Source organism: uncultured Algoriphagus sp., assembly GCF_963974835.1.
Lineage (GTDB): Bacteria > Bacteroidota > Bacteroidia > Cytophagales > Cyclobacteriaceae > Algoriphagus.
The window spans coordinates 23,977-43,345 of the sequence record NZ_CAXBET010000012.1; the positions used below are offsets into that span (position 1 = coordinate 23,977).

General features: G+C 38.9%; 15 protein-coding genes and 1 pseudogene. 9 read left to right on the top strand and 7 right to left on the bottom strand.

Features of this window, described 5'->3' with window-relative positions; genetic code table 11:
- Window positions 1-16: 16 nt before the first annotated feature.
- The 7 genes and pseudogenes from AACZ73_RS18530 (at window position 17) to AACZ73_RS18560 (ending at window position 8,446) form a co-directional block, all read left to right on the top strand.
- Complete coding sequence (locus tag AACZ73_RS18530; protein ID WP_339880178.1) at window positions 17-1,981, top strand: VCBS repeat-containing protein; 1,965 nt, start codon at window positions 17-19, stop codon at window positions 1,979-1,981.
- A gap of 120 nt (window positions 1,982-2,101) precedes the next feature.
- Window positions 2,102-3,460, top strand: coding sequence for a DUF3748 domain-containing protein (locus tag AACZ73_RS18535; RefSeq protein ID WP_339880180.1), 1,359 nt, complete (start codon window positions 2,102-2,104; stop codon window positions 3,458-3,460).
- Window positions 3,461-3,463: 3 nt separating this feature from the next.
- Window positions 3,464-4,393, top strand: a complete 930-nt coding sequence (locus AACZ73_RS18540; protein WP_339880182.1) for a dihydrodipicolinate synthase family protein — start codon at window positions 3,464-3,466, stop codon at window positions 4,391-4,393.
- A 75-nt stretch (window positions 4,394-4,468) separates the two neighbouring features.
- Window positions 4,469-5,965: a sodium:solute symporter gene (locus AACZ73_RS18545; protein ID WP_339880184.1), complete on the top strand. Its 1,497-nt coding sequence runs from the start codon at window positions 4,469-4,471 to the stop codon at window positions 5,963-5,965.
- Window position 5,966: 1 nt separating this feature from the next.
- Window positions 5,967-7,634: a ribulokinase gene (locus tag AACZ73_RS18550; RefSeq protein WP_339880186.1), complete on the top strand. Its 1,668-nt coding sequence runs from the start codon at window positions 5,967-5,969 to the stop codon at window positions 7,632-7,634.
- A gap of 86 nt (window positions 7,635-7,720) precedes the next feature.
- A pseudogene (locus tag AACZ73_RS18555) lies at window positions 7,721-7,956 on the top strand (JAB domain-containing protein).
- A 148-nt stretch (window positions 7,957-8,104) separates the two neighbouring features.
- Window positions 8,105-8,446, top strand: coding sequence for a helix-turn-helix domain-containing protein (locus AACZ73_RS18560; RefSeq protein ID WP_339880188.1), 342 nt, complete (start codon window positions 8,105-8,107; stop codon window positions 8,444-8,446).
- 109 nt (window positions 8,447-8,555) lie between these two features.
- On the opposite strand, the gene AACZ73_RS18565 is transcribed toward AACZ73_RS18560, so the two are convergent.
- From AACZ73_RS18565 to AACZ73_RS18575, 3 genes are all read right to left on the bottom strand, one after another.
- The gene (locus AACZ73_RS18565) at window positions 8,556-9,848 is read right to left on the bottom strand and encodes a site-specific integrase (RefSeq protein ID WP_339880190.1); all 1,293 of its coding nucleotides are present in this window, start codon (window positions 9,846-9,848) and stop codon (window positions 8,556-8,558) included.
- Window positions 9,849-10,139: 291 nt separating this feature from the next.
- Window positions 10,140-10,397: a hypothetical protein gene (locus AACZ73_RS18570; RefSeq protein WP_339880192.1), complete on the bottom strand. Its 258-nt coding sequence runs from the start codon at window positions 10,395-10,397 to the stop codon at window positions 10,140-10,142.
- A gap of 152 nt (window positions 10,398-10,549) precedes the next feature.
- Window positions 10,550-11,263: an SGNH/GDSL hydrolase family protein gene (locus AACZ73_RS18575; RefSeq protein ID WP_339880194.1), complete on the bottom strand. Its 714-nt coding sequence runs from the start codon at window positions 11,261-11,263 to the stop codon at window positions 10,550-10,552.
- Window positions 11,264-11,594: 331 nt separating this feature from the next.
- On the opposite strand from AACZ73_RS18575, the gene AACZ73_RS18580 reads away from it, so the two are divergent.
- Window positions 11,595-11,969, top strand: coding sequence for a hypothetical protein (locus tag AACZ73_RS18580; RefSeq protein ID WP_339880196.1), 375 nt, complete (start codon window positions 11,595-11,597; stop codon window positions 11,967-11,969).
- 182 nt (window positions 11,970-12,151) lie between these two features.
- Here AACZ73_RS18580 and AACZ73_RS18585 read toward each other — a convergent pair whose 3' ends face one another.
- The 4 genes from AACZ73_RS18585 to AACZ73_RS18600 form a co-directional block, all read right to left on the bottom strand.
- Entirely contained in the window at window positions 12,152-12,619 is a 468-nt protein-coding gene (locus tag AACZ73_RS18585) for a c-type cytochrome (RefSeq protein ID WP_339880198.1), read from the bottom strand.
- Between the two features lie 59 nt (window positions 12,620-12,678).
- Window positions 12,679-13,797, bottom strand: a complete 1,119-nt coding sequence (locus AACZ73_RS18590) for a Gfo/Idh/MocA family oxidoreductase (RefSeq protein WP_339880200.1) — start codon at window positions 13,795-13,797, stop codon at window positions 12,679-12,681.
- 171 nt (window positions 13,798-13,968) lie between these two features.
- Window positions 13,969-14,829: a sugar phosphate isomerase/epimerase family protein gene (locus AACZ73_RS18595; protein ID WP_339880202.1), complete on the bottom strand. Its 861-nt coding sequence runs from the start codon at window positions 14,827-14,829 to the stop codon at window positions 13,969-13,971.
- Between the two features lie 3 nt (window positions 14,830-14,832).
- A complete protein-coding gene (locus AACZ73_RS18600) occupies window positions 14,833-18,348 on the bottom strand; it encodes a PVC-type heme-binding CxxCH protein (RefSeq protein WP_339880204.1) in 3,516 nt (1,171 codons plus the stop codon).
- Between the two features lie 142 nt (window positions 18,349-18,490).
- Between AACZ73_RS18600 and AACZ73_RS18605 the strand changes: the two genes are divergently transcribed.
- The gene (locus AACZ73_RS18605; protein ID WP_339880206.1) at window positions 18,491-19,363 is read left to right on the top strand and encodes an AraC family transcriptional regulator; all 873 of its coding nucleotides are present in this window, start codon (window positions 18,491-18,493) and stop codon (window positions 19,361-19,363) included.
- The last annotated feature ends 6 nt before the right edge of the window (window positions 19,364-19,369 follow it).

Genomic DNA, 19,369 nt, shown 5'->3' on the forward strand with positions numbered 1-19,369 from the left:
TAACTGACGATCTAGAATGCAGTTGATTTCCAAGACAAATTCATTTCAAATTAATCTGTTTGCACTTATTTTAAGTGGTATTTTACTTTGGAATTCTACCAATGCCCAAGTTATCACTGACTTCGAAATCGTCAAGTACAATAACCCGAACACGACTTCATTTTTGGGAGTGGGACTTTGGGCTTGGCCACTTCCCATGGATTACGATGGAGATGGTGATATGGACATGTTGGTTTCCTGTCCTGATAAGCCATTCAATGGGTTATACTTTTTTGAAAATACTTCAGGAGAAGACTTTCCTCATTTTGCTCCTCCGGTACGTCTAGGGGATGCTATCAAAAATGTGCAGATTTCCCATACAGATGAAGGAATGAGAGTCACTATCCCAGGAGCTGAATTGGTGGATTTCAAGATCAAGCTGGCTAGTGAGGAAAAAGCATTATTCGATGCGGAGGAATTGAAAAAGGGCTTTGAGAAGGTTCGTTTCAACCAATGGAAAATGGTCGATTACGATGGGGATGGTGATCTGGATGTGGTGGTAGGAATAGATGACTGGGCTGATTATGGCTGGGACAATGCCTTCAATGACCAAGGCGTCTGGACTAATGGGCCACTTCATGGTTTTGTCTTTCTACTGGAAAATATAGAGGGGAAATATTTAAATAGAGGAAGAATTGAAGCTGGGGGGAAGATGATTGATGTGTATGGAGCACCCTCTCCGAATTTTGCTGATTTTGACGGTGACGGGGATCTGGATCTGATCTGCGGGGAATTTTTGGACCGGATGACTTACTTCGAAAATACCGGCACGAGGCAGAAGCCTGTCCACAAAGAAGGCATTTTTCTAAAAAATGATGCTGGCCTTATTAAAATGGATCTTGAAATGATTATTCCTGTTGCCGTGGATTGGGATAAGGATAGTCATGTAGATCTGGTCGTTGGAGATGAAGATGGACGTGTAGCTCTGGTGAGGAATACAGGAAAACTAATTGGAAATGTGCCTCAATTTGAATCTCCAAGATACTTTCGCCAGCAATCCGATAACCTGAAGTTTGGAGCTTTGGCTACGCCAGTAAGTGTGGACTGGGACAGTGACGGGGATGAGGATATCATTACAGGAAATTCAGCAGGTTATTTTGCTTTTATTGAGAACATAGGCGGAGGAGAGAATCCAAGTTGGAATGAGCCCAAACTTCTGGAAGTGGGAGGGAAGCCTATACGTATTCAGGCGGATGAAAATGGGTCTATCCAGGGTCCGGCCGAAGCCAAATGGGGTTATACTACGCTGTCAGTTGCAGACTGGGATGGTGATGGGAACAAGGATATTATTTTTAATTCCATTTGGGGTAAGATAGAATGGATCAGAAATACAGGTTCTGGATTAGAAGCGCCCAAACCTATCCAAGTCAACCGGGGAAACGAAGTAGCTACTTCTCCAGCCTGGAACTGGTGGAAATCACCGCAAGATAAATTGGTTACTCAGTGGAGGACGACTCCGTATGCTATAGACTGGGACAAGGATGGTTTGATGGATTTAGTAATGTTAGATTTTGAAGGATATCTGGCATTTTTCAAAGGGATAAATGAAAATGGTCAGCAGGCTATTCTTCCTGGTCAGCGCATATTCTACGGAGACAAAGTTTCTGTCTATACTAATAAAGACAAAGCTGAAAATGAAGAAGGTGGCCCGCTACGTCTGAACAATGCCGAAGCTGGAGGAAGTGGGAGACGAAAAATTTCTTTCGTGGACTGGGATAACGACGGTGATCTGGATCTTTTAATAAATAGTGTGAATGTGACTCTATTTGAAAATATCAGTCAAGAATCTGACAAAGTAATCTTCAGCCACAAAGGTCCACTATCAGAAAAAGTATTGGCTGGACATACCACCAGTCCGACGTTTGTCGATTGGGACAAGGACGGAGTCTGGGAGATTTTGGTGGGTGCTGAAGACGGCCATTTCTATCATTTTCAGAGATGATTTATAATGGAAATGTCTGATAAAACAAAAGAGTATAAGTTGTCTTTTAAGGCATCCGGCTTTCTATTGCTGAATGCGCTATGTTTTTCAATGGTACAATGTAATCCCAGAAACTCAAACGTGAATAACAAAAACGAATCTTCTGATACAACAGAACTTGTGGAAATTCAGCTTACAAGTGATCCTTCAGGGCATTTTTTAAATCAACGTCAGGCATTTTCTCCAGATGATAAATTTCTTGTGTTTGACAATAGAAATGATGATTCCAAGATTGGGGAAAATGCTTCTATTCAATTGGTGGATGTGGAAACACAGAAGGTTGAAACAATTTACAAGTTGGAAAATCAAACCGTCTTCGGTCCTGGAACAGGTGCCGCAAGTTTTCATCCCACTAGGAATGAAGTGGTTTTTATTCACGGTTTGATGAACGCTTCCCAGGAGCAGCCCTATGGATTTACGGCTAGGGTTGCAAAGCAAGTTAATTTGGACGAATCGAATAAATCTGAAGCTATGGAAGCTCGGGATGTGCAGATTCCCTTCACTAAAGGCGCACTGCGTGGCGGTTCACATGCTTATTCCTACAGCTCAGATGGGCGGTTTGTTAGCTTTACTTATAACGACCAAGTTCTGGAGCGTGAATCAATAGCAAATTCCAAAATCAAAGACATGCGAACAGTAGGGGCTTTTATTCTGGGAGAGCAGGTTACTATTAATGGAAAAGTAGATGATGAAAACTTTGATGGGACGAGTTTTGCCGTGCTGTTAGCAGAAGTAAATGCGGATCCTAAGCCAGGATCTGATGAGATTAACAAAGCCTATGAGGAATGCTGGGTAGGGAATGCAGGCTATACCAAATTAAATGGTTCTCAGCAAAATAAGGCTTTGGCTTTTTTGGGGGATGTAATATCTGAAACTGGAGAAAAGGTTACAGAAGTTTTTATTTCTGACCTTCCTCCCAATATTTCAGAACTTATCTCTTCTGTTGATGCGGGAAGCCTTACTTCTTTGCCTGCTATCCCATCGGGAGTCAACCAACGCAGGTTGACTTTTACATCTGACCAGAAATTCCCAGGTGTGCAAGGACCCAGACAATGGTTGCGCTCTTCACCTGATGGAAATTCCATTTATTTCTATCAAAAAGATAATGCAGGAATAGTGCAGATTGCTACAGTCTCGCCAAATGGGGGAGAGATTAAAGTGATTACCAAAAATACATTTTCCCCTGATACCAATTTCAGTTTGAGTTCTGATGGAAAATACCTTGCCTTTGGGGCGAAAGAGGGTGTTTATATTACTGGAGTGAATGATGGTATAACTCAGGAAGTTTTAGCTGCTCCGGAAAATTCAAGCACCAACCTTAGCAATATTAACTGGTCCAATACAGGACATATTTTAGCCTACAATAGAAAAGTAGATTTAGCAGGTCTGTTTTGTTTCCAAATTTTTACAATTAACCTATCAAGCATAGTTAACAAATAACTTATGACATTACTTACTAATTCAAAAGAACCTTTAAGAGGAATAGTCCCTCCTATGATTACGCCACTACTTATGGATGGATCTCTGGATTCAGAAAGTGTGGAAAAGCTAATTGAGCATTTGATTTCAGGAGGCGTCCATGGCATTTTTATACTGGGTACCACAGGTGAGTTTTCTGGTTTGAGTTATCAAACTCGTAGAGATTTGATCACCCAAACCTGTAATCAGGTTGGCGATAGAGTGCCGGTGTTGGTAGGAGTTACAGATGTGTCCATCGAAGAAAGTATAGCCTTGGCAGAATTTTCAGTAAATGCTGGAGCCTATGCCATAGTGGTGGCACCGCCTTTTTACAATAATATCGATCAAAAAGAATTGACGCATTATTACCTTCAACTGGCGGACGCGATTTCACTTCCGATGTTCCTGTACAATATGCCGTCACATACCAAACTCGTAATTGAAGTAGATACCGTAATAGAACTATCAGCTCATGAGCGTATTATTGGCTTGAAGGATAGTTCAGCACACGCGGTATATTTTCAAGCTTTATGCCATGCCTTCAGAAATGATCCAGACTTTGTACTGATGGTAGGTCCTGAGGAAATGATGGCAGAAACCGTACTAATGGGAGGATTTGGAGGAGTATGTGGCGGTGCCAATCTTTTTCCAGAGTTATATGTAGCACTTTATGAAGCTGCTGTGAATAAGGATTTTGAAAAAATAAAACACTATCAAGAATCTGTTATGGAGATCAGCAGAAACATTTACCAGATAGGTCAATATAAGTCCAGTTACATGAAAGGTTTGAAAACCTCTATGTCATTTTTAGGACTTTGCCAGTCACAGTTTGCTTCTCCTCTTTATCCTTTTTCTGACTCAGAAATCGAAGAGCTTAGATCCCGATTTGATACAATAGTTACTAATCTATCTTAACATTCTGAGTCGGAATAGAATACATTTTCTTTAGGAGAAACTAAATTCTCCACAACCCAAAATAGCCAATAATTAATGGATTTACCTTTAATTGATTTAATAGTTTTTCTTGTTTACATGGGGGCAATCGTGCTTTTCGGAATTTCATTTTCATTTCGGAAAAGGACAGCGTTGGAATATACCACTGGTGGAGGCCGACTTCCTAGTTGGGCCATAGGCATGTCTATCTTTGCTACCTTTGTAAGTAGTATTAGCTTTCTGGCACTTCCCGGAAATGCATATTTGTCAAATTGGAATGGATTTGTCTTTAGCTTATCTATTCCTTTGGCAGCATGGATAGCGGTCAGGTATTTTGTGCCTCTTTATAGAAATTTGAAAAGTGAATCAGCTTATTACTATCTCGAAACACGTTTTGGCGCTTGGGCAAGAACATATGCTTCTATCTGTTATTTGCTGACGCAACTGGCTAGAATGGGAGCAATTATGTATCTACTTGCTTTGCCAATGAATGCGCTCTTTGGATGGAGTATTCCATTGATTATCATATGTACAGGAATAAGTGTTGTCATATATGCTATGCTTGGAGGGATTGAAGCGGTGATTTGGACAGATGCGATACAGGGAATTGTATTGATAGGCGGTGCATTGGTTTGTCTTTTAGTTATTATGTTTTCAATGCCAAACGGGCCCGGAGAAGTATTTACCATCGCCGCGGGGGCTGATAAGTTCAGCCTGGGGAGTTTTGAGTTCAATTTTGTCGAATCTACTTTTTGGATGATTTTAGTTTATGGACTATTTATTAACCTTCAAAATTTCGGTATTGACCAAAGCTATATCCAACGTTACATTACGGCAAGGAATGAGAAAGAAGCCAAGCGATCTACCTGGTTTGGTAGTCTGTTGTATGTACCGGTTTCACTTTTGTTCTTTTTCATCGGAACAGCTTTGTTTTCCTATTATCATGTGTTTCCTGACTTGTTACCGGAGGAGTTGCGTTTGGCAGAGAATGCGGATAAGGTATTTCCATATTTTATCGTTTCAGGACTTCCGACAGGAGTTACAGGATTATTGATAGCCTCCATTTTTGCGGCAGGCATGAGTACAGTTTCCACCAGTATCAATAGCTCTGCGACTGTTTTTCTCTCTGATCACTATCGGAAGTATATCAATAAAAACACTACAGAAAAGCAATCCATGCGCGTGCTTTTAATCACTTCTTTCATTATGGGAGGATTGAGTATTGCAGTTGGTTTGGCTTTCAACGGTGTTACCAGTGCTTTAGAAGCATGGTGGGCACTCTCATCCATCTTCAGTGGCGGAATCCTCGGGTTGTTTTTGCTCGGATTTGTAGTTAAAAAAGCTTCAAATAAAGCGGCTTCAATCGGTGTGCTATGTGGGGTAGTGGTGATCGGCTGGATGAGTCTTTCGCCTGTCTTGTTGATGGGAACTCCTATTGAAGGTTTTAAAAATACGCTGCATACAAACCTGACAATAGTGATGGGAACGCTAACAATTTTTATTGTAGGCTTTCTACTTACAGGTCTTTTTGCAAACCAAAATACAGGAAAATAATATGGCATATGTAATAGGTTTGGACTACGGAACCGACTCAGTTCGTGCATTATTAATAAATACCAAAAATGGAGATGTTGTTGCGAGTTCTGTATTTGCCTATCCAAGATGGGCGAAGGGTCTATTTTGCGATCCGGCAAAGAATCAGTTCAGACAGCACCCGTTGGATCACGTAGAAGGATTGGAAAAAGTAATAACTGAAATAGTGCGAAAGTCAGGTATAACTAAGAATCAGATCAAAGGAATTTGTGTTGATACGACGGGATCATCCCCCATGGCCGTTGATGAAAGAGGTGAATCTCTAGCCATGAAGCCTGGATTTGAAGAAAATCCTAATGCTATGATGGTGCTCTGGAAGGATCATACAGCAATCAAAGAAGCAGCTGAAATCACAGAGTTGTCAAGAACATGGGGAGGGGAAGACTTTACAAAATATTCTGGCGGAATTTATTCTTCAGAATGGTTCTGGTCTAAAATCCTTTCAATTCACAGAAAAGATAAAGCTGTAGCAAGTGCGGCATTTTCATGGATGGAGCATTGTGATTACATCACGGGTGTCCTTACAGGAATTGATCCTTTGAAGCTGAAAAGAAGCAGATGTGCAGCAGGGCATAAGGCATTGTGGCATCAAGACTGGGGTGGCCTTCCTCCTGAGAGTTTTTTAAATAAATTCGACAGCACATTGGGTAGCATTCGCAAAAACCTATTTACAGATTCTTATACCTCCAATGAGGTAGCAGGGAGAATAAGTAAGCAATGGGCCATAAAGCTTGGACTTTCAGATGACACGCTGATTGCAGTAGGTACAATCGACGCGCATGCTGGGGCGGTTGGGGCAGGAATTGTCGAGCATTCCTTAGTGAAAGTGGTCGGTACATCAACCTGTGACATTTTGGTAGCTGCCACGAATGAAATTGGTGAAAATCTGATCAAAGGCATATGTGGACAAGTGGATGGCTCTGTTTTACCAGGTTGCATTGGGTTAGAAGCAGGTCAGGCAGGTTTCGGAGATGTATTAGCTTGGTTTAGCAAACTACTTTTAACTCCTTCCATTAAGCTAATTGAAAGTACTGATTTGTTGGATGCTCAAACCAAAGACAATTTGACTCAGCAAATGAAGGATGATATACTGATTAATTTGTCTGAAGAAGCAAGCAAATTATCTATAGAGGATTGTAAATTGATTTCATTGGATTGGATAAATGGAAGGCGCTCTCCCAATGTAGATGAATCTTTGGAAGGGGCGATTATGGGTCTTAATATGGGCACTTCATCTGCGCATATTTTCAGAAGTTTAGTAGAGTCGCTTTGTTTTGGTTCCAAGTGCATAATTGATCGATTTGAAGAAGAGGGCTTAAGGATTGATGAAGTAATCGCAATTGGTGGAGTAGCTAATAAATCTCATTTGGTGATGCAGACAATGGCTGATGTACTGGGAAGAAACATTAAGATTTCGGCATCTACTCAAACTCCCGCTTTAGGAGCTGGAATATATGCAGCGGTTGCCTCGGGTTTATTCAAGAATATGGAGTTGGCTATCAAATCAATGGCTCCAGGCTATGATCAAGTTTATAAACCCAACTATACTAATGTTCATCAGTATCAAAAAAAATACGAATATTACCGAAAGCTTGGGGGAGTAGCAGAAAAATTTTCATTTAAGCAATAACACTATTGAAGAAGTTTAAATTCTTGGTAATGAGGATAATGATTTTAGAATTAATTATACTTTTATCCTCAAACATAGAAGTATAAATTTCTTCTAAATTCTCTGATCCAAAACTGGTGTTCACTACAGCATTTAAAGCATGTGCACTGTCCATCATAGTTTCGCATAACCATCCTTCTGGAAACCTGATATCTTCAGAACAGGATAAGCGTTTGCCCCGAAGATTGGTGGAAATAGGAAGGCTTTGGATCTACCTGTCTTGGATCATGTAATTGTCACAGTGGAAGGATATTATTCCTTTGCAGATGAAGGGGAGCTTTAAAAGGGAATTTCCTTTTTTTTTATTTGACTAAAATTAGTTCAGACTTCGGTATTCGATGTGATAATGTCATTTAGTTACTGCTTAATTTAAAAGTTGGATTTTAAGCATAAATCAACTTAGCTCAAATACTAATTAAACAGAACTTACCATGGAACTGAAATTTGAAGACTTGCCTGACGCCGTATCTCAATTAATTGAACAGAATAAACTGATTTTAAAATTGATGCAAGAAGTTAATTTTCCAAAAGAGAACGATGAAGAGGTACTTACCTTGACAGGAATATGTGAGTTGCTGGATCTGAAAAGACAAACCATCTATAGCTACGTATCTAAAAATCAGATCCCTTACCATAAAAAGGGGGGCAAGCTTTATTTTTTCAGAAAGGAAATTTTAGCATGGATCAAAACTGAAACCAAAAAAAGAATAGCCGATCGACCTTTGTTTAGGTTAGAAAGAAAGTATATAGATAGGAAGTTAAATAAACATTGACTAAGTCCTTTGTTTAAAATTCTTGATTTTTAGTTATTGAAACCTAAAGTGGAAAATACTTATAGCTAAACAATGAAGTTGGAGAAGAAGATTTTGAAAATCTTTTTCTCTAGTTTCTCATGAAAGAAGTAATATCTTCTAGAATCTCCTTTTTTGTCTTGTCCTCAAAGCCTGCAAAATAATTTTGGGTAGTCTTCATATCGGAATGTCCAAGTGCTTCACTTACAAATTCTAAACTCGCATTTTTCCTAACCGCAGAAGTGGCAAAAGAATGTCTTGCCCAATAGGTCGAAATATTTTGATTCAAATTATTTGCCTTAGCTAGCTTTTTAATGTGTTGATTGACAAATCGAATAAAGTTCAATTTTGCTAAATGAAGTTTTTCAGGCGTCATACTTTCATTTAGGATAGGGAATATAAAACTATTGGGATTTTGATCGTCAGTTCCGTATTTTTCAATTATATTTTTTGCAAAGCCTGTCAAGGGAACTTGGATAGGTTTAATATTTCCCTTCCTGGTTCTTTTGGTTTTCTCCCTTACAAATTCGATTTGTTCAATATTCAAATTTTTCCACTTTAGGTGAAGAATATCTTTCATATTCATTCCATTGCATGCGAAAGAGAAGAACCAAAAATCCCTCGCCTTTTCCTGTTCTATAGTTTCTGCTTTAGCTTGAAATAAGATTTGTAATTGATTTGAGTCTAGCGCCTTTTTGGTATTTGATGAAGCTGGTATTTGATATCGTTTAGATCCAAAAGGATAAACGCTAGCATCAATACTTTTCAACTCGATAGCCCTATTAAATATAACTCGAAGTCCTCTGAGATAAATCCCGACAGTAGTCAAAGATTTCCCCATCTTTTCAGTCATATAAATCTCATATTGATTGAGAAACTTGACGGTGATATCATGGAAAAAAAGACATTTAGGTTCTTTGTGAGTTTTGAACTTAAGAAAAGCCTTTAAAGATTTCATGCTTAGCTCATAACTAGATGCGGTAGAAATTCTTTTATATTCCCTAAGTTCTTTAAGATATGCATCGTAATGATAAAATGCATTCAACAAGTCAGCTGTCTTTATTTGTATTGAATCTTCGAATGCTTCTAAACTGAATGTTTTTAACGACTTTACTTTTTCAGTGTATTTTGCTTTTAAAGCATTCAAATCATCTCGGATTTCAATTTCTTCTTTTCTAAATCGCTGTCCTTTTTCAGGAAATAATATTCTATCATAATCCGTCTCCGTTAAATCAAAGTCTGTTGTAAAGAGTCGGACTTTTTTAGTTATACCATCGTAAACACGAATTTTCACTGGATAATTACCATTCTCTTTTTTTCTCCTAGTATCCAGATATAAGTTTACAGTTACAGGGTCTTTGGCTTTGTTCTTTTTTCGAATCATGGCTGAGATTTACTTCAAGGATTGATTTCATGTGCACACCATTTGCACAAAAAATTGTCATAACATATGTAAATATACGTAAACAAAAACATAAAGTAAAGCTCATTTACACCTATTAATCAATAGATTATGGTAATATCTGAGTAGTAAAAAAATACTGCATTTTCGAACTTGTAATCAGTAGGTCATTGGTTCGATCCCGATAGGAGGCTCAAAAAGAGAAGCAGAGATGCTTCTCTTTTTGTATTTTAGGCATTTATGTCTGCCCGGAAGTTCAGAGAACATATAAGGTTATACCTGAACTTCCTGATCAATGGCTGCCTCAGATATTTCAGCAGCCATCATTAAGAAGATTGAAATCCCCAAACAGCTAAAGAAGGAAATGAAGAATGAAGTGATGGTGGCATCTTTATAAATCCTCATAAAAAAGGGTGTTAAAAAGATTACCAATGCAACTGCTTTCGCGATTTTAGCACTAACGGAGATTGCCGGATGATATTTGGCATTGATTCTTAATTTTGAGGCAACATAATTTCTTTTACTTTTCATGATACTTTGGGTCTAAAGTTAGAGGACATTCTACCTACTTATTCGAAAACCAAAGCAAGTGTAAAATTCCTATGATAAATAATTTACTATTTAATATTTAGAAATCAATCCCTTAGGGAAAATTATCATGGAATAGCTGGAAGGAAATAGTGTCAATTTGGGAATGCAAGAAAAGATACCTGCAACTCTCCCAGTTTTTTATAGCCTTCCTCATTCATGTGTATTGGATCAGTATAGTATAGATCTTTATTGTAAATACTGTAACCTCCTAATGTGAACTGGTCCAAGTAGGGAATGCCATGGAATTCACAAATTTTCTTTTGCATATTGACATAGCGAACCATTCCGTTTTCTTCGAATGGATCATAAGCACCTCTATCGTTGAACGCTTTGCTTGAAGTAAAAAAATATATCTGTGCATTCGGATTTAGCTCATAAATCTTTTTAATGCAGTAATTGATCCCACCTGCCTGTGTGACAAGTTTACTTTCATCAAAATCATCAAATTCAGAATAATCGGTGTATTCCCCAACGTCCCGGTTGTTTGTATAATCATTTGTAGAAGCCCAAAGAATATAGATATCAAAGGCTCCAGCTTCATCAACTTGCTGTTGCAGAGATTTCCCCTGTAAGGATGAAAAACCCGCTCCCCCAACTCCATAATTAGTGATACTCATACCTAGACGCTCTTTCCACATTATTTTTGCCTTTTCACTAGATGGTATTACAGATACTGAGCCCCCTAAAACAGCAACTGATTTACCATAATTAAAGGAGTTTTTTATACTTAGATCAGACTCTTGTGCAAAGACTCCCATATGCAATAGCATAAATATAATAATCGCACAATATTTACTTCTTCTCATTTGTTAGGTATTTAATAGATGCAATAAAGCTTTATATGGCATAGTTATCCGTTTTCTTATCAATGTCCACCATTTATTTGGACAATTTGCCAGACTAATTAAAGCCGAAAATACTTCTGTATAAAAGCTTAATGAATACTGACGGCATACTTTGAAATATTAAAATTTAAGCTGATACAGGTCAAATTTGGTGATTTTGCTTCGGCTAATTAATTACATCTTATTAGTGAACTTGAAATCAATGATTTGGCTAAAATAATCTGGTCGCAAAATTTGAGTGTTCATGTATTTTTTATTTATTGTATCAAAATAAAACATTAAACCCAAATCTATGAAAAGTAAAATTACAATCTTAAGCAGCTTGGTGCTTTTGGTGACCATAAGCTTTGCATTTGCACTCACTAACCTTGATGAGAAGTATTTTGAGGGCAAATGGAATGTACTTGTGAAAGGAACTCCACACGGTGACGCTACTATACCGGTAAGATTCGAAACAAAGGATGGAAAGACTACCGGTTATTTTAAGGAAGAGGGAGTTGAGGAGGAGAAAAAAATGAGCTCTGCCGTTATTAATGGAGATGTGATTAGCACTGCATTCAACATTTCAGGCTACGATGTTACGCTTTCCCTGAAAAAGGTGGATGATGATAACGCAAAAGGTGACCTCTTGGGAATGTTTGATGCTGAAGGCACGCGGGTAAAGTAATTCCTATTACTTTAAGAACTTTAAAAAATTAAAATTAACCCAATCTATCTATAAGTAAAATGAAAAAAGGTGGCAGAACGTTCTGTCACCTTTTTTAGTCTTGTAACCCAATCTATTTAACTGTTGAAGTCGCTATCGACATCTCATTACTCTTCTATATCCTATAATTGATATAAAATTGATTATTCGTAAAGGCTTAAAATATATCTAACCATATCCTTTGCATCCTCTTCGCTTAATGTCGGATGTGGAGACATAGCAGCTTCACCCCAGACGCCTGCGCCACCTTTTATTATTTTATTAGCCAGTTTGGTGATATTTTCATCTGAAGGTTTATACTCAGCAGCTATCTCTTTGAAAGAAGGGCCTACAACCTTTCTTTCTACCAAATGACAGGAAAGGCAATCCGAATTACCAATTTTAGCTTCGCCAGTAAGACCGACACTACTACTTTCATCGATTATTTCTTCTACCTTTTCTTCCTCTACAATCGGCTCTTCTACTATGGGAGGAGTTGGTTCAGCAGACTCTACAACGGGAGCTGTTACTGCTGGCGATGATTTTTCCGAAGTGGTTTCTCCACCTCCGCATGCAAACAAAAGTACAGCGAACACTACGGCTGCCGACTTTGATATGGTTTTAATTTTCATTCTGATAAACTATTAATATTCAATGGCCAAATTTGAATAATTATTTTTTCTTAGGCCGGTTAATGACTGTTTAGAGTAAACTCTGGAAGGTGTTTGATTGTTCCGCCATCCATTGCTGATTCATGAGCTAAAATCCCTACGCAAGTGATATTTGCTGATTCTCTAGCATTTGGATAAGGAGCTCTTTCTTCTGCAAGTGCATTTAAGAATTCATTGACCAAATGCGGGTGAGATCCTCCATGGCCGGATCCCTGAATAAAAGATAAATGCTGATTGTCATCACCATCATAGACTCCAGCAGTAGTGAATCCAGCAATTTCCTCAGGAAGCAAATGTCCATAATCAGGAATCTTCACTTTCTCTGGGCTTTCACCTGTATGAATCACTGAATCTTCATGTTCAATCAACGTCCACTCAAAAGATTTCTTTGAACCATACACGTCAAAACTCTCCCGGTATTGTCTAGCTGTGTTGAAAAGAGATCTAGTGACTTCAGCAGCCAAATCAGAATCTTTGAATTTTATATGACAAGTTTCGATGGCAAATGGGGAACCGTATTTTGGTATCAAGTTTTCATCAATTCTACCCGATCCAAGGCAGGAAACATATTCTGCTTGTGCCTTAGGCAAAGCCAATACAGGCCCCACGCAATGTGTCGCATAATGCATAGGAGGGAGGCCTTCCCAGTATCCTGGCCAGCCAGCCATTTCCTGCTGATGAGATGCTCTTAGAAACTGAATTTTTCCTAGCTCACCTTTATCATACATTTCTTTAACGAATAGAAATTCACGGCTATAAATAACGGTCTCCATCATCATATATGTCAATCCAGTTCTTTGGACTTCCTCAACGATTTTTTTACAATCTTCCACAGAAGTGGCCATTGGAACGGTGCAAGCTACATGCTTACCAGCTCTAAGTGCTTTTAAAGATTGCTCTGCGTGATTCTGAATTGGAGTATTAATATGTACTGCATCGACTTCTGGATCTTTTAATAGTTCGTCGTAGTCAGTATATACTTTTTCTATTCCAAAAGCTTTTCCGATTTCCTCTGCCTTTTCTTTATTTCTTTGGCAGATGGCGTACATATTCGACAGTTTATGCTTTTGGTAGATAGGAATAAATTCTGCTCCAAAGCCAAGTCCAATGATCGCGATATTAAAGGGTCTATTACTCATGTAAGTGTAAGTATGGTTTTTTTAAATTAATAGGTAAAATAGGTTTGAGAATTTTATAGGTTTTTAGGTCAGGTAAAATTGAAAAGGAAGGGAAGCTTAGGAAGCACTCCTTCCAGATATTAGTTACATAGAAAGTTTACCTGATTCATTCCATGTTTTTTAAATCGTAGATTATTTTGCTGCCCAGCTTTTCAGAAATTCCAAGCCTTCTTTGGCGAAGCCATCCTGAGAAGGAACCAAAGGCTTCCAAATACAAACTGCTCCAGCAAGTTCTTTTACGTCTGGAGTGAAACTCTCTATCGATACCACTCCTTGGTAATTGATGGCTTCAAGACCTCGCTTGTATGCATCCCAAGGAGTAATTCCCGTTCCTGGTGTTCCCCGATAGTTTTCAGAAACCTGAAAGTGAATCAATTTTTCGCCTGCCAATTTAATAGCAGCTTCAGGATTTGGTTCCTCAATATTCATATGAAAACCATCCAAGATCACCTTTGCTTCAGGTTCATTGATGTCAGCTATTAATCGCATCAATTCTTCGCAGGTATTGATCAGATCTGTTTCAAATCGATTGAGTGTTTCCAATGCGATATCCAAACCGAATTTTCTGGCTGTTTGACAAACAATACGCAAGTTAGTCACTGCCCGATCCCATTCCACTTTCTTCTGCTCAGGAGAAACCAATCTTGCTTTACCTACTGCAGAGTACATTGGTCCTGCAACAAACTTGGAATCTAATCCAGCTGCTATCTCAAAGCACTGATCTAAGTAATCAAAACTGGTTTTATGAAATGAAGGATCTTCATTTGTGAAATCCCGGCTTGTGCCGAAAGCTCCGCAGATAACGGCCTCAAGACCGTTATCGTTAAGTGCTTGTTTTACTTCAGGTATATTGATCAGGGCGGGATCCTCTACTGGGATCTCCACTACATCGTATCCAAAACTTTTGATTTTTGGCAAAAGACTTAGTGTTTCAGAACTAAATGGAGAGGTCCACAACCAGGTGCTTACACCGAATTTTACGTTAATTGGCATCCTTTATATTACTTTCATTATACCGTTCATTTGCTTCCAGTGGTTTGGAAGAGTGCATACAAAAGGATAATCACCTTTCTGAGTCGGCACTGTCATGATAATGGATTCGGTGGTGTTTGGAAAAACCAAATTGGTGGATGCCAATACCTCAGATATAGCTGGTACAAAGCTTCTGTCCATTCCCGTTAGATTCTGAGCCATTTTATCTACAGCCTTACCTATTTTTTCCAAAGAGCCAATTGCTCCAATAACTAGATTATGCTGGACGAAGTCAGGATTATTAAAATCTACCACTAGTTTGGTGCCCGCATTTACGATAAAAGATGATTTGTCAAATGACATCTCATGAGGAATGGCGTTAAGTGTGACCAATCCATCCTTAATGACCTCAACTGATGTTTCAGTTGAGGATACGGCTTTATTTTCTTGGTTTGAGGCAGGTTTCTTCAGATCAAGGCTTGAATTATTGCCAATTCTTCCGGAGAATCTCCAGTTGCCTTCGTAATCACCTACTTTATTGTTAGAGTCAAACTGACCTACACGGACATTTTCCGGGGACAATGGACCTGTAAACAATCCCTTTGTCTTTCCCTTAGCAACTTCTTTTCCGTCGATCATCAAGCTCATGCTTCCGTCTTCTGTGAGTGTTGCATTGACCAAGAAACGTTCGGTAGGTAAGTTTTTACGTGAGCTGATTATTTTTACATCACCTTCCTGAGCGATAGCAAAATGCATTGCATCTTTATAAACATACAAACTATATCCATTTGTACCGTTGCCCTGGGCCACCAATACTCCGTCAAGATCTTCTCTTCCTGGAGCCACTTCCATCTCAATGGTCATCTCTTTTCCTGTAGGATCAGGAGGGAACAACAATGCATTTCGCTGGCTCAAAGTATATGACTCAGTTACTAAACTTTTAGAAATTCTATCTGCGATTCCTAATAACGAATCTGCTTCTGATTTAGGAGCTACTTCTCTACCTTCAAAAGCAGAAGGGTGAGTTAGAGCCGCGGCAAATATTGCCTGTGGTAAGTATTCATCCTTTGCATTATCTTCGTTTTCAGAGATAGCCAATAATCTATTAGAAACATCCGCTGAAGCTGGCATTTCAGATACTGCTACGATTGCATTTTTTCTTGTCTGAAGATTGTCATCTTCCATCAGATTAGCTGCTAAAATAGCATCCAATGCAGCTTGATTTTTTGGAATTACTCTCACGGCATTTTTACGAACAGCCGCTGAAGGATGGGTAAGCGCTTTTTCTACCACTTTCTGTGCCTCAGCATTATTTCCATCCAGCACACCTAATCCATGAAGTGCCCATAGTGCATTGATTGCCGGAGCATTCAATCCAATTTCATCTACCTTTTGATTGTTAATGACGTCGTATAATCCCTCAATAACGTCCATGTTTTTTGTTTCTACTATCAATCGCTGAGCTGTCAATCTCCAGAACATATTCTCACTTTGAATTGCTGCTAATAATTCATCAGATTCAGCATCTTTCAAGTTGAAGATTTTAGATGATTCATTGCCTTTATAAGTCAGGCGGTAGATTCTACCGTGTTGTCTATCTCTCAGTGGATTGATGTAAGCATTTCCTTCTCCATTGTCAAAACCACGTGGGGTAGGGTTATGCTGTATGATGAAATTGTACCAGTCAGCAACCCAAAGAGAACCATCAGGTCCAACCTCAGCATGTACTGGGCTAAACCATTCGTCGGAACTCGCTAGAATGTTGAATGCATTTTTCTCTTTGTATCCAGACCCTTCTTCTACTATGCGCGCATTGTGGAGTACCCGTCCAGTAGGCTCAGCTACAAATGCCATTTGATTCCAATATTCTTTAGGGAAATTTCTAGCAGTATATAAGTTGTGACCTGCAGCAGCTGTATAGCTTCCATGCCAATCTACCTGTCTTAAGAATGGAGTCAGGTGAGGCATATCGAAATGCGTATCAATTCCTGTTGCGGTGTTTGGAGTTCCTTTATATACAGTTCTCTTAGCATATTTGGTTTCCATAGCCAAATAAACAGAGTGCTGTCCGTTTGCAGTAGAAATGAATGTTTCGAAATCTTCCGAGAATCCTAAGCCCCAAGTATTATTACTTGTACGTCCTAAGAATTCCATATTTTCCCATGTAGGAGTAAATCTGTAAACACCTTGGCTGAAATTAAATTTCTTACCGCTTACTTCTCCGTCAAATCCTGAGTAACCTAATACTCCCCAAATCTTATTATCAAAACCATATTTCAAGTTGGATGGACCAGCGTGAGTATCGAATTTACCCCAGCCAGTCATCACCACTTCCTGCACATCCGCTACATCATCTCCGTCAGTATCCTTGAGAAAAACAAAATCAGGCGCCATGGATATTAGCATACCACCATTAACAGCCATGATTGAAGTTGGAATATTCAAACCTTCTGCGAAAACAGTTACTTTATCTGCTTTACCATCTCCATCGGTATCTTCCAAAATCTTGATTTTGTCATCGCCACCTTCTTTGCGAATCTCATTAGGATAGTCGGTTGTTTCAATTACAAAAAGTCTCCCTCTCTCATCCCAAGCAAATGCTATAGGATTGATGATCATCGGTTCGGAAGCGAATAGCTCTAGTTCAAAACCTACTGGTACTTGTACTAGCTTCATTGATTCTTCCGGAGAAAGCGGTAACTGATAACGAGGCGCAGGATCTCTGTTCTCGTAATTAGGGATATCTGCATCTTCAAACTGCGGAGTAGGAATATTATACTCAGTCAGTAGTTTATTGACGTCATCACCTACAGCCCAAAGTATACCGTTAGCAATAAGGTTTTGAAACTGTTCTTTTTCCCAGGTTTTCTCATTGTGGCCATAAGCAGTATAGAATACTCTGCCATTACCCTGCTCACGAACCCAAGTATAAGGCTCTTTCCCTTTATCGTCTACTCGTTCCATCAGCACATGCATTTCTGGATTGAGTTGACTGTGAACGTAAGTTTCATCCCAAGTTTCAAACTCAGAAATACCCTTCATCACAGGATGATCGGCATCCACGATGGTAGCTGTGAAATCTCCAGTACCATGTGTGCTAAACTGACCACCGACAGCTTCTATGAACCAAGGAGAATTCTGGAAGCAGAAAGAAGCACTATGAATAGGAATAAGCGCTTTGCCTCCTTCTATATAAGACTTCAAAGCTGATTCCTGCTCTGGCGTGATCTGATCATGATTCGCATAGATCATTAAGCCATCGTAGTTATTGAGAGTCTCGGAATTCAAATCATTCACATCCGTGGTGTATGTAAGATTTATTCCTTTCTGGAAAAGAGGAGTTTCCAGGTACATCATCAATTTTTCAGAATTGTGATGTTCACTTTCATGCCCTAGAACTAGAATCTCTACTCGCCGAGGATCTGAGGATGAAAGAAAATTTTTGTTGCCTTTGCCTCCGCATCCTGCGAGCAAAGCTACTACTACAATCACCAGACCTACGAAGGGTGACCACGGTAATTTTGGGGTTTTAAAATTCATATTAAGTTTAAGATATTTTACAGTTTACTAATTACAAGCAATATTCCCATCATTTCTCCCTGTTTACGCTTGAAAAATGACTGAATTATGATTAATTACGACTTCAAAGACCAAGTAATTTAGGATAAATCAGATAGAAACAATGAAAAAACCCTTACAAAAATCGAAGATTCCGAATAATAAGGTTTTTGTTATCAAGGAATTACGGGAATCATATTTGGATAAATATTGGCATTCGCATGAGGAGTACCAATTGAATGTCATATTGAAGGGTAGGGGTACCCGCTACATAGGTGATCACATGAAACCTTTCAAAGAAGGTGACCTCGTACTTACCGGGCCTAATCTTCCTCATGTCTGGCGCAGTGACAATGCCTACTTTGATCCGGAAAATGGATTGGAGACGCACGATATAGTAATCTATTTTCCAGAGAGTTTTCTTGGAAAAGATGCCTTGCTCAAAGAAGAGTTTGAAGACATCGGCAAGTTGCTCGCCAGAGCAGATAGGGGATTGGAGATCACCGGTCAAACCAACAGAAAAGTAGTAAAAATGATGAAGGATTTAGTTCATAGGAAGGGTGCGGGAAGTATCATTGGTCTTTTGGAGATTTTGGAAGTTTTATCCCATTCTACCGAGCTAGAACCTATCACTCATATTGATTATAAGACTAATTATAAAGCACATGAAAAAGATAAAATCTCGGAAATACTGGAATACGTACTACAAAACTTTAAGGAAAAAATAACACTTCAGGACGTGGCATCTATCGCAAACATGTCAGAAAGTGCATTTAGCAGGTATTTCAAAAACAGAGTCAATAAATCCTTTTCAGATTTTTTGGGAGATGTGCGAATAAGCAATGCCAGAAAATTACTTCATGATGAGGATTTGAATATCAGTCAGGTTTGTTACGAAAGCGGCTTTCCTACGCTCTCCAATTTCAATAAGCAATTCAAAGATCGAATTGGAAAGACTCCGCTTAACTATAAAAAGGAGTATATGGAGCCTTTTTAAGATTAA

Bases quoted from the DNA above. Each gene is read 5' to 3' on its own strand.
- AACZ73_RS18605 (WP_339880206.1), top strand. From the start codon at position 18,491: ATGAAAAAACCCTTACAAAAATCGAAGATTCCGAATAATAAGGTTTTT.
- AACZ73_RS18550 (WP_339880186.1), top strand. From the start codon at position 5,967: ATGGCATATGTAATAGGTTTGGACTACGGAACCGACTCAGTTCGTGCA.
- AACZ73_RS18580 (WP_339880196.1), top strand. From the start codon at position 11,595: ATGAAAAGTAAAATTACAATCTTAAGCAGCTTGGTGCTTTTGGTGACC.
- AACZ73_RS18590 (WP_339880200.1), bottom strand. From the start codon at position 13,797: ATGAGTAATAGACCCTTTAATATCGCGATCATTGGACTTGGCTTTGGA.
- AACZ73_RS18530 (WP_339880178.1), top strand. From the start codon at position 17: ATGCAGTTGATTTCCAAGACAAATTCATTTCAAATTAATCTGTTTGCA.
- AACZ73_RS18595 (WP_339880202.1), bottom strand. From the start codon at position 14,829: ATGCCAATTAACGTAAAATTCGGTGTAAGCACCTGGTTGTGGACCTCT.
- AACZ73_RS18560 (WP_339880188.1), top strand. From the start codon at position 8,105: ATGGAACTGAAATTTGAAGACTTGCCTGACGCCGTATCTCAATTAATT.
- AACZ73_RS18600 (WP_339880204.1), bottom strand. From the start codon at position 18,348: ATGAATTTTAAAACCCCAAAATTACCGTGGTCACCCTTCGTAGGTCTG.
- AACZ73_RS18575 (WP_339880194.1), bottom strand. From the start codon at position 11,263: ATGAGAAGAAGTAAATATTGTGCGATTATTATATTTATGCTATTGCAT.
- AACZ73_RS18545 (WP_339880184.1), top strand. From the start codon at position 4,469: ATGGATTTACCTTTAATTGATTTAATAGTTTTTCTTGTTTACATGGGG.
- AACZ73_RS18540 (WP_339880182.1), top strand. From the start codon at position 3,464: ATGACATTACTTACTAATTCAAAAGAACCTTTAAGAGGAATAGTCCCT.
- AACZ73_RS18585 (WP_339880198.1), bottom strand. From the start codon at position 12,619: ATGAAAATTAAAACCATATCAAAGTCGGCAGCCGTAGTGTTCGCTGTA.
- AACZ73_RS18565 (WP_339880190.1), bottom strand. From the start codon at position 9,848: ATGATTCGAAAAAAGAACAAAGCCAAAGACCCTGTAACTGTAAACTTA.
- AACZ73_RS18570 (WP_339880192.1), bottom strand. From the start codon at position 10,397: ATGAAAAGTAAAAGAAATTATGTTGCCTCAAAATTAAGAATCAATGCC.